A 10,453-nucleotide genomic window follows, 5' to 3' on the forward strand; every position below is an offset into this window, starting at 1 on the left:
CCGGTGCCGCGCGGTGACCGCGGGCTCGGACGGCACGGCGGTGCTGTGGGACCTGACCTCGGCGACGGCGCTCGGCCGGGTGCCGCTGGACGCGCCGCTGACCGCGGTCGCGGTGGGGGGCGGGACGGTGGTCGTCGGGGACGGGTGCGGCGAGGTGCACTGCCTCGACCTGCTCGCCGGGGCCGCCGCGGCCGTCCCGGACGGTGTCATCCCCGAGCAGGGCGGCGCGGCGGTGGTCCCGGCGCCACGCACCGGGACCACGGACCGCGAGGCGGCCGCTCAGCTCAGCGAGTAGCCCTCGAACTTCTCCCGCAGGGTCTTCTTGGAGAACTTGCCGACGCTCGTCTTGGGCACCTCGTCGATGAACTCGACGGCATCGGGGAGCCACCACTTGGCGACCCGGTCGGTCAGGAAGGCGAGGAGCTCGTCGGCGGTGAGGGTCTCGCCGTCCTTCACCACGACGCAGGCCATCGGGCGCTCCACCCAGCGCTCGTGCGGGATCGCGATGACCGCGGCCTCGGCGACCTTCGGGTGCGCCATGATCTCGTTCTCCAGCTCCACCGAGCTGATCCACTCACCACCGGACTTGACCAGGTCCTTGGTGCGGTCGACGAGCTTGACGTAGCCCGAGCCGTCGACGACGGCGACGTCGCCGGTGCGCAGCCAGCCGTCGGAGGTGAACTGCGTGCCGCCGCCCTCGCCGCGGTAGTACTCCGAGGCGATCCACGGGCCCGCCACCTGTACCTCACCGCTGGTGGTGCCGTCCCAGGGCTGCTCGGCACCGGTCTCGGGGTCGGCGATGCGCAGGTCGACGAGCGGGACCGGGGGGCCCTGCAGGGCGCGCACGGTGGCCTTGTCGTCGTCGGACAGGTCGTCGTGCTGGGAGCGCAGCACGCCCAGGGTCGCCACCGGCGAGGTCTCGGTCATCCCCCATCCCTGCAGGACCGGCAGGCCGATCGCGGTGCGGAAGCCCTCCGACATCGACTTCGGCACCGCCGAGCCGCCGCAGAGCAGGATCCGCAGCGACGAGCAGTCGTACTCGCCGAGCTTGGGCAGCAGGCCCATCCAGATCGTCGGGACGCCCGCGGCGACGGTGACGCGGTGGTCCTGGATCAGCGTCAGGACCGCGTCCGGGGTCATGCCGGGCCCGGGCAGCACCAGCGAGGTGCCGGCGAGCAGGCAGCCGTAGGGCAGGCCCCAGGCGTTGGCGTGGAACATCGGGACGACCGGCAGGACCACGTCGCGCTCGCAGAGCCCGACGCCGTCGGCGAACAGGGTCGCGAGCGAGTGCAGCAGCGTCGAGCGGTGCGAGTAGACGACGCCCTTGGGGTTGCCGGTGGTGCCGGAGGTGTAGCACATGGCGGCGGCGGTGTTCTCGTCGGAGACGACGAACCGGCCCGCGAACGGCTCGGCCGCGGCCAGGAGCTCCTCGTAGAGCCGGATGCGCGGGTCGTCGGGGATCTCGGTCGGCGCGCCGTCGTCGATGACGACGACGTGGCGCACCGTGGTCATCCGGTCCACGTGCGGCCAGAACAGGCCGAGCAGGGAGCGCTCGACGAACACGACCTCGTCCTCGGCGTGGTCGGCCACGTAGACGAGCTGGTCGGGGAACAACCGCAGGTTGAGCGTGTGCAGGACCCGGCCGGTGCACGGCACCGCCAGGTATAGCTCCAGGTGCCGGTCGGTGTTCCAGCAGAACGTCCCGACCCGGCCGTCGGCGGAGACGCCGAGGGTGTCGAGCACGGTGGCCAGCCGGCGGGTGCGTACGGCCCACTCGGCGACCGTGGTGGTGCGGACCGTCCCCGCCGGGGTGGCGGTGACGATCTCCTTGTGTCCGAAGTACTGCTCGGCACGGTGGAAGACGTGCGGCAGCGTCAGGGGACGGTCCTGCATCAGACCGAGCATCGTTGCTCCTGGGGGCTTCCGGGGTGGGGTCGACGCGACCCTACCGTAACTCCGGATATGGATTGGACTATCCGGTCACTGCATCCGGGGGTCGCGAACGCGGCGTCCGGAGTAATCGGACACCCGCTGTCAGCAGGCGTGACGCACTGTCCTAACGTTCTTCCCGACGTCCGCGAACCGTCAGGTTCCGGACGCGAGCACGCAGGGTCAAGCAACCGGCCCGGCATCCCGGGGTCCGCCCCGGGAACCGTTTCCGCAGACATCATCTGCCGGACGCGCCGGGCCAGGTCTCCGGTGCCGCTCGCCGCGGCACCCGCCGAACCGTCGCGTTCCGGCGCGGCGGAGGTCGAGATGTTTTCCGGGTCCTCGGACGCGCAGATCCTGCGCGCCTGCTGCGACGATCCCGCGTTCCGTGCCACGCGCTCCCCGTACCTGGTCGTCGACCGGGAGTTCACGGTCGTGGGGGCGAACGCGGCCTTCTGTGCGGCGACCCTGCGCGCGCCCGGCGAGCTGGTCGGCAGGCCGCTGACGGCCGCGCTGCCGGACAACCCGCACCGGCCCGGCGCCGACGGCGTCGCGAGGCTGACGGCGTCGCTGTCGCGGGTGCTGCGCCTCGGGCTGCGCGACCACCTGCCGGTGCAGCGTCACGACGTGCCCGCGGCGACGGGCACGCCCGGCTTCGTCGAACGGGTGTGGGTCACGGTGAACTCCCCGCTGGTCGCCCCGGACGGGCGGGTCATCGGGGTGTTGCACCACATCGAGGACGTCACCGGGTTGATCAGCCCCGGCGCCGAGGGCAGCGACCTCGCCGCCGCGGCGCTGGCCCGCGCCCTGGACACCGAGAACAGTCACCTGCGGGCCCGCTTCTCCCGGCACGTCAGCATCGAGCAGGCGAAGGGGGCCCTCATGGCCCAGCGCGGCTGCTCCGCCGACGAGGCGTTCACCCTGCTGCGCCGGCTCTCGCACGAGACGAACCGGAAGCTGCACGTGGTCGCCGAGGCGCTGCTGGCGGACACGGTCGGGCAGCGGCACTGAGCCGTCACCACCCGTTCGCCCGCAGACCGTGCCGGAGCGCGATCACTGGGGCACGATGGATGGTCACGAGTCGATCGACGGAGGCGACATGGTGGACCCGCACGCGGCCGTCCCGGGCCGGACCGCAGGCACGCTGACCGGCCGGTACCTGCTGGTGCTCAGCGACGAGCTGCTGGCCGACCACGACACGGCCCGCTCGGCGGTGGCGGAGCTGACCGGCCTGTCCGAGGTGACCAGCAGCCGCGACGACACCCCGGGGGTCCACCCGACGCTGTTCGCCCGGCTCGGCGTCGCCGTCGCCGAGCTGGACCCGGCCCGGCTGCGCACTGTGCGGGCCGACCGCCGGGTGCTGTCGGTGGAGCCCGAACGCGTGCTGCGCGCCCTGTCCCGGCCCGGGCTGAGCGCCGACTACCTGCGCGGGTTCGCCGACGCGGCGGGCTTCCTGGCCGAGCGCGCCGCCGCGTCGGAGACCGCCGACGCGCCCGCCGCGGCCCGGTTCGCCGACAACGACCAGGTCACCTGGGGACTGCAGGCCACCGGCGCGGACGTCGCCGCCGAGACCGGCGCCGGGATCACCGTCGCCGTCCTCGACACCGGCCTCGACCTCGGCCACCCCGACTTCGCCGGGCGGCAGATCGAGTCGCGCTCGTTCGTCGACGGCCAGGAGGTCGCCGACGTGCAGGGGCACGGCACGCACTGCATCGGCACCTCGTGCGGGCCGCTCGCCCCCGGTTCGGGACGCCGCTACGGCATCGCCCACGAGGCGAGGATCCTGGTCGGCAAGGTGCTCGGTGACGACGGATCCGGCACCGACGCCGGCATCCTCGAGGGCATCGAGTGGGCGATCTCCTCCGGCGCGCAGGTCGTCTCGATGTCGCTGGGCGCGGACCTCGACGAGGTCTCCGCCGCCTACGAGAACGCCGGGCGGCGCGCGCTCGACGCGGGCACCCTGATCGTCGCCGCGGCCGGCAACAACGCCGAGCGCTCGACCGGGAACGTCGGCTTCGTCGGCGTCCCGGCGAACAGCCCGTCGATCATGGCGGTCGCCGCGGTCGACGCCGCGCTGGCCATCGCCGACTTCTCCGCGGCGAGCTCCGCGGTCGAGGGCGGGCAGATCGACATCGCCGGCCCCGGTGTGGACGTCTACTCGTCGTGGCCGATGCCCCAGCGCACCAACACGATCTCGGGCACCTCGATGGCCACCCCGCACGTCTCCGGGATCGCGGCGCTGTGGTCGCAGCGCACCGGCGCCCGCGGGCGCGACCTGTGGACCCAGCTCACGCAGGCCGCCCAGCGGCTGCCGCTGCCCTCGGGCGACGTCGGCGCGGGCCTCGTCCGGGCCCCGGGCCGATGAGCACGACCGGGAGGCTGCTGGTGTCGGTGGCCGACGGGCACGTCGCCGACGACGTCGCGCGGGCCTGCGCGGCCGCCGGGCTGCAGGTGGAGAAGGTGCTCACGGGGGTCGGGGTGGTCGTCGGGACGTGCGGCGACCCGGACGCCCTGCGGACGGTCACCGGGGTCGCCGCGGTCGAGCCGGACCGCGAGGTCCACCTCGACCGCGATCAGCCGGGACCCGCGTAATCGGTCGACGCGCAGCCCGTATGTCCGATACGGTGATGCCAGTCGATCGCGCCCGGTGACACGCCGGCCGCGACGAACCGCCCGGACCGTCCCCGGGAGGCGCCCACCCGGCGCCCCGGCCACGGCCGGTGCCACCGACCCCGTACCGGCACCGCGCGATCCCGCGCGGCGCGGCACCCCGCCGCGTACCGGACACCACCTCGACCGAAACGACCATTCCTGTGCAGGCCTCCGTCCACCCACCCGTCACCGACCCCACCGTCCGGGGCGCCGTCGACCGGCTCACCGCCGAGTTCGCCGGCCGTTTCTCCGCCGACCTCGTCGACCACGTCGTGCGCGGCTCCCGCCGCGACCTCGACGTCGTCTCCGCCGCAGCGCTCCCCGAGATGGTCGAGCGCCTCGCCCGTCAGCGGCTGATCGAACACCTCTGATCCGTCCGGCCGCATCGCCGGGCAGGATGGTCGCCATGTCGCGTCCGCTGTCCGGTCTGCACGTCGTCGAGTGCGCGAGTTTCGTCGCCGGTCCCACCGGTGGCATGACGCTCGCGCAGCTCGGGGCCTCGGTGATCCGCATCGACCCGCTCGGGGGCGGCCCCGACCACGGTCGCTGGCCCGCCGCCGGGCACGGCACCGGCGACTCCTACTACTGGGCCTCGCTGAACAAGGGCAAGCGCTCGATCAGCATCGACCTGCGCTCCGACGAGGGCCGCGAGCTCGTCCTGGGCCTGGCGACGGCGCCGGGCCCGGACCGCGGTGTCCTCGTCGACAACGTCGTGGGCCGCCGCTGGATGGCCAACGACGCGCTCGTCGCGCGTCGACCGGACCTGGTGCACGTGCGCGTGCAGGGCTACCCGGACGGCCGTCCCGCCGTCGACTACACCGTCAACGCCGAGGTCGGGATCCCGCAGATCACCGGTAGCGAGGAGGGCGCGGCCCCGGTCAACCACGTACTGCCCGCGTGGGACCTGGTCACCGGCATGTCGGTCGCGACTGCCGTGCTCGCCGGGGTGTACCAGCGCTCCCGCACCGGCGCCGGGGTGTACTCCGAGATCGCGCTGTCCGACGTGGCGCTGGCCGGCGTCGCCAACCTGGGCTGGCTCTCCGAGGCCGACGAGCGCGGGCACGAGCGGCCCCGGCACGGCAACCACGTCTACGGCAGCTTCGGCGTCGACTTCGCCTGCTCCGACGGGAACCGGGTGATGGTCGTCGCGCTGACCCCGGCGCAGTGGAACGCGCTGGTGTCGGTCACCGGGACCGGTGACGTGTTCGCCGCACTGGAGCCCGCCCTCGACGCCGATCTGACCTCGGAGACCGAGCGCTACCGGCTGCGCGAGACGATCGCGGCGGTGCTGCGGCCGTGGTTCGCCGCGCGCGACTCGGCGACCGTGGAGTCCGAGCTGAACCGGGCCCGCGTGCTGTGGGGCCGCTACCAGGGGATGACCCACGTCGTCGCCGAGCACCGCGCCGGAGGGCACCCGCTGCTCGCCGATCTGGCGCTGCCCGGTGGCGCCACCGGTATCACCGCGCGCTCGCCGATCCGGTGGGACGCCGACCACGGTGACCCCGGTGCCGCCCCCGAGCTGGGCCGGGAGACCGACGAGGTACTCGCCGACGTCCTCGGTCTCGACGAGCGCACCATCGGCGGGCTGCACGACCGCGGCGTCGTCGGGTAGAGAATCCCCGTGACCGACGCACAGCTGACCGAGGCGCGGTGGACCCACGTCGCGCTGCCCACCGGCGACCTCGACGCCGCCATCGACTTCTACACGACGATGACACCCCTCACCGTCGTCGAACGCTTCTCCGACGACGCCGGGCGGAGCGCCTGGCTGTCCAACGCCGGTCAGGTGGAGACACCGATGGTGCTGGTCCTGGTGTCGTTCGACGCCGAGCAGGGTGGCGAGCTGGGGCTGCTGCGCCCCTTCGCCCACCTGGGGATCGAGGTGCCGACCCGCGACGACGTCGACGCCGCCGCCGACCGCGCCCGGGACGCGGGGTGCCTGCACTGGGAGCCGCGGCAGATGCCGGGGCCGGTGGGGTACATCTGCGCGCTGACCGATCCGGACGGGAACGTCGTGGAGTTCTCGTACGGGCAGAAGGTGTTCACCTCGGTGCGGGAGAAGTGGGGCTGAGGGCCCTGTCGGGCTCCGCGGTTCCGGGTCACGTCGGCCGGGTGACGGCGTCGCTCCGGTGGCCGCACTCGTCCGCGCGTCGCCCCCCGGCGCGGTCGCCGGACCCCGACCCGGACCGGTACCCAGAGCCGTGCGCGATCCGTCCTCGCCACCTCCTGCCGGTGGCAGCAACGCCGTCACGACGGGTACCCGGTGCGGCCGTCCCTCTCGCGTCACCTCACGACGCAGCCGGTCGGCATCGCACTGTCCCCTTACGGTGCGCAGTCACCCACACCACGAGGCACCGTCGCGAGCGGTCCGCATCACCGCAGGCCACGGATTCGCGATCGCGAACGGAAACTGGTCATCGAACACACGTTCGAGTATCCTCGATGGTGTGACCGCCACCCAGGAACCACCCGCCCACGCCACCGGCGTGCTCGCAGGTGGGTTCCCATCGGGTGACCTCACCCTGCTCCGGTTCCACCTCGACCACGCCCTCGCCGCCGACACCTCCACGTTGTCCGAAGCCGAGCTGATCGACCAGATACAGGAGATCGAGACGCTCCGGGCCTCGCTCGCCGCACTGCAGTCGACGCGCATCCGGGCCTTCGCCCACACCCACGTGGAGAACGGCCCGACCGACCTGGATCCCGACAAGCTCCACCGCAGCGTCGTCGCCCAGATCCAGCTCGCCTGCCGGGTCTCCACCACCGAGGCCCGAATCCGGGTGGCCAACGCCCGCGACCTGCACTCCGGACTCGACGACATCCGGTGTCTTCACGAGGCCGGGCAGCTCAGCGCCGCCAAAGTCACGGCGATCGCCGTCGAGTGCCGCGACCTCAACACATCTCAGCGGGCGCGGGTCGATACCCGGCTCGCCGCCGTGCGTGACCTGACCCGGTACGGGATCAGCCGGCTGCGGGCGATGACGCGGCGGCTGGTCGCCGAGATCGCCCCCGACCGTTTCCGCGCCCGCGTCCACGCGGCGAAAGCCGAACGCCGAGTGACACTGCGCCCGGCACCGGATGCGATGAGCTATCTGACCGCCTATGTCCCGGTCGAACAGGGCGCCGCATGTCTGGCGGCGCTGCATAGAGCGTTCGTCGAGGTCCAGGTCGCTCCGGAACCGCTGACTCGTACCCGTGGGCAGGTCTTGGCCGACACCCTGGTCGAACGCGTCACCGGGCAGGCCACCGCGACCGCAGTGAACCTGGAAGTCCAGGTCACCGTCCCCGTCCAGGCGCTGCTCGACCCCACCTCCCCGCTGCCCGCGGAGATCCCCGGCTTCGGACCGGTCCCGGCCGACCTGCTCGCCACCCCCGAGGGCGCCAAGTCCCTGCGCCGTCTGCTCACCGACCAGGGCATCGTGATCGGCGGGGACTCCCGGAGGCGTACTTTCACCGGCCTGCTCGCCACCCTTGTGAAGGCCCGGGCGCAGAACCGGTGCACCGAGCCCTACTGCGACGCACCCGTCCGCCACCTCGACCACATCCATCGGGATGCCGACGGCGGACGCACCGAACTCGACAACGGGCGCGGGGTCTGCGAGTTCCACAACCACGTCCGCGAACAACCCGGGTGGCAGGTCTTCCGCGCACCGGACGGCATCGCGGTCACCGTGACACCGACCGGACACAGGTACTGCGGTCCGGCACCACCACCGCCGGCCGCACCACCACCGCGCGCACCGACCTGACCTCGACGCCGACGACCGACCCGTCGCGGCGCCGGCGTGAACGCCGGGCCGGGCTACGTTGCGCCGGGATGGGCCGGGACCGGGCCCGGGCGTGGATACAGCCTCGCCCGGGCACATACCCACCGGCAACGCCTCGCGCAGCCCACCGATCCGACGGGGTGCGCGAGGTGGCGACGAGCGGGTCAGGAGGTCGGGGCGGACAGGTCGTAGACGGTCTGACCGCCGACGGTCGTCGCCGTGTAGTGCTCGGCGACCCAGGTCGCGATCCGGCTGCTCGTCGAGTCGCTCTGCCCACCGGGGCCGCCGCCCTGGCCGCCCGCCACGTAGTAGGCGATCCGGCCCTGCTCCACGTAGGACCGGAACTCGGCGAGGGTGACGGCGGAGTCGCTGCCGGCCCACCCACCGGTCGACATGACCGCGGTCCCACTCGCCAGCTCCAGCGACGCGGCGGTCTGGGAGGTAGCGACCGCAGCCGCCCAGGTCGTCCCGGACGAGGACCGGGTCGCGGCGAGCAGTGAGGTCAGCTCCACCGAGGTCGCGCCGCCGGAACCCGGACCCCCGGCACCGGCCGGCATCGTGCCCGAGGTTGCGTCGGCACCACCGGGCCCGCCCACCCCGTCTGCAGCGTCCGGACCGCCCGCGCCGGGGCCGCGACCGGGACCGCCGGACGAACCGGCCGACGTGCCGAACGAGCTCGACACCGTCCCGACCGAGGGGATGCTGCCGGTGTGCCCGGTCGACGCCGTCGCCACCGCGTACACCCCGGTCCCGAGCATCCCCGCCACCAGCACCGCGACCAGACCGGACCGCACCACCGCTCGCCCCCGGCCCGGCGCGAGCATCAGCCCCGCCGCGACCACCGTGACCGCCCCGACCGGCCGGGACAGCCAGGAGAAGGACTCCGCGCTCACCACCAGCAGCGCGACCGCCCAGCCACCGGTGACGAGCACCGTCGTCGCGGCGACGATCCGCGCCCACCGGGCACCCCGATCCCGCCACAGCGCCGCCCCGCCGACGGCCACCACTCCGGCGAGCCCCGGGGCCAGCGCCACCGTGTAGTACGGGTGCATCGTGCCGCTCATCATCGAGAACACGGCCGCCGTGACGAGCGTCCAGCCACCCCACAGCAGCAGCGCCGCGCGGGTCCGGTCGGTCCGCGGCGTCCGCCTGGTGACCCACAGCCCGGCGACGAGGAGGATCAGCGCGGCCGGCAGCAGCCAGGAGATCTCGTAGGCGAGCTCACCGGTAACAGCCGCAACGGACCGGCCGAGCCGCCGAAGCCGGTGTTGCCACCACCGCTTCCCCCGCCGGGACCGCCACCGTCGCCGGTGCCGCCGAGCAGCCGGCCGAGGCCGTTGTAGCCCAGCGCGAGCTCGAGCAGCGAGTTCGTCGTCGACCCGCCGATGTAGGGGCGGTCGGACGCGGGCCACAGCTCCACCAGCGCGATGAACCACCCCGCAGAGACGACCATCGCCGCCACCGCGGCGCCCATCTGCACGATCCGGGTCCGCAGCCGCGGCGAGCCGGCGACCAGGTACACCAGCCCGAGCGCCGGACGACCAGCAGCGCCTGCCCCATCTTCGTGAGGAACGCGGACCCGACCGCCGACCCGGCCGCGACCAGCCACCAGGTGGACGCCCGCACCGAGGCGGCGTCGACGGCGCGCGAGCCGGCCCAGGCCGCGGCGACCAGCAGCAGCGTCAGCAGCGCGTCCGGGTTGTCGAACCGGAACATCAGCACCGCCGCCGGGGTCAGCGCCAGCACCGCACCCGCGAGCAGCCCCGCGGCGGGCCCGGCCCACCGCCGCACCGTCGCGTGCAGCAGGGCCACCGCGCCCACACCCATCAGCGCCTGCGGCACGAGCAGGCTCCACGAGGAGAACCCGAACAGCCGCGCCGACGCCGTCATCACCCACAGCGCCGCGGGCGGCTTGTCGACGGTGATCGCGTTCCCGGAGTCCAGCGACCCGAACAGCCATGCCTTCCACGACTGCGTCCCGGCCTGCACCGCGGCGGCGTAGAAGTCGTTGGCATAGCCCGAGGCCGACAGGTCCCACAGGTACAGCAACGCCGTCCCGGCGAGCAGGACGAGCAGCCCCGGCCGCGCCCAGCCCGGGTCACCGG

9 protein-coding genes and 1 pseudogene are annotated in these 10,453 nt (G+C 73.6%); 8 read left to right on the forward strand and 2 right to left on the reverse strand.

Annotated elements, in window-relative coordinates; genetic code table 11:
- Positions 1–295, forward strand: a 295-nt coding sequence (locus tag GTW08_RS11440; protein ID WP_237453748.1) for a PQQ-binding-like beta-propeller repeat protein, incomplete at its 5' end; no start/stop codon positions are given.
- On the opposite strand, the gene GTW08_RS11445 is transcribed toward GTW08_RS11440, so the two are convergent.
- On the reverse strand, positions 280–1,905 hold the full coding sequence (locus tag GTW08_RS11445) for a long-chain fatty acid--CoA ligase (protein WP_073577236.1): 1,626 nt from the start codon (positions 1,903–1,905) through the stop codon (positions 280–282). The two genes, GTW08_RS11440 and GTW08_RS11445, sit on opposite strands and share 16 nt — an antisense overlap.
- A 351-nt stretch (positions 1,906–2,256) precedes the next feature.
- Here GTW08_RS11445 and GTW08_RS31775 point away from each other — a divergent pair, with 351 nt between their 5' ends.
- The 7 genes from GTW08_RS31775 (at position 2,257) to GTW08_RS11480 (ending at position 8,330) form a co-directional block, all read left to right on the forward strand.
- Entirely contained in the window at positions 2,257–2,940 is a 684-nt protein-coding gene (locus GTW08_RS31775) for an ANTAR domain-containing protein (protein ID WP_073577313.1), read from the forward strand.
- A gap of 88 nt (positions 2,941–3,028) precedes the next feature.
- On the forward strand, positions 3,029–4,294 hold the full coding sequence (locus GTW08_RS11455) for a S8 family serine peptidase (RefSeq protein ID WP_073577314.1): 1,266 nt from the start codon (positions 3,029–3,031) through the stop codon (positions 4,292–4,294).
- Positions 4,291–4,521 (forward strand): hypothetical protein, encoded by a 231-nt coding sequence (locus GTW08_RS11460; RefSeq protein ID WP_073577237.1) that lies wholly within the window; start codon positions 4,291–4,293, stop codon positions 4,519–4,521. Before GTW08_RS11455 ends, GTW08_RS11460 begins: the two co-directional genes overlap by 4 nt.
- A gap of 221 nt (positions 4,522–4,742) precedes the next feature.
- On the forward strand, positions 4,743–4,952 hold the full coding sequence (locus tag GTW08_RS11465; protein WP_073577238.1) for a hypothetical protein: 210 nt from the start codon (positions 4,743–4,745) through the stop codon (positions 4,950–4,952).
- A 35-nt stretch (positions 4,953–4,987) separates the two neighbouring features.
- Positions 4,988–6,193, forward strand: a complete 1,206-nt coding sequence (locus GTW08_RS11470; RefSeq protein ID WP_073577239.1) for a CoA transferase — start codon at positions 4,988–4,990, stop codon at positions 6,191–6,193.
- A gap of 9 nt (positions 6,194–6,202) precedes the next feature.
- Positions 6,203–6,652: a VOC family protein gene (locus GTW08_RS11475; protein WP_060711293.1), complete on the forward strand. Its 450-nt coding sequence runs from the start codon at positions 6,203–6,205 to the stop codon at positions 6,650–6,652.
- Between the two features lie 376 nt (positions 6,653–7,028).
- On the forward strand, positions 7,029–8,330 hold the full coding sequence (locus GTW08_RS11480; RefSeq protein ID WP_073577240.1) for an HNH endonuclease: 1,302 nt from the start codon (positions 7,029–7,031) through the stop codon (positions 8,328–8,330).
- 182 nt (positions 8,331–8,512) lie between these two features.
- Here the strand turns inward: GTW08_RS11480 and GTW08_RS11485 are convergent.
- Positions 8,513–10,424: pseudogene (locus tag GTW08_RS11485) on the reverse strand (glycosyltransferase family 39 protein).
- Positions 10,425–10,453: the final 29 nt, after the last annotated feature.

It is taken from the genome of Pseudonocardia sp. SID8383 (genome assembly GCF_009864975.1).
In the GTDB taxonomy this organism is placed as follows: Bacteria; Actinomycetota; Actinomycetes; order Mycobacteriales; family Pseudonocardiaceae; genus Pseudonocardia; species Pseudonocardia alni.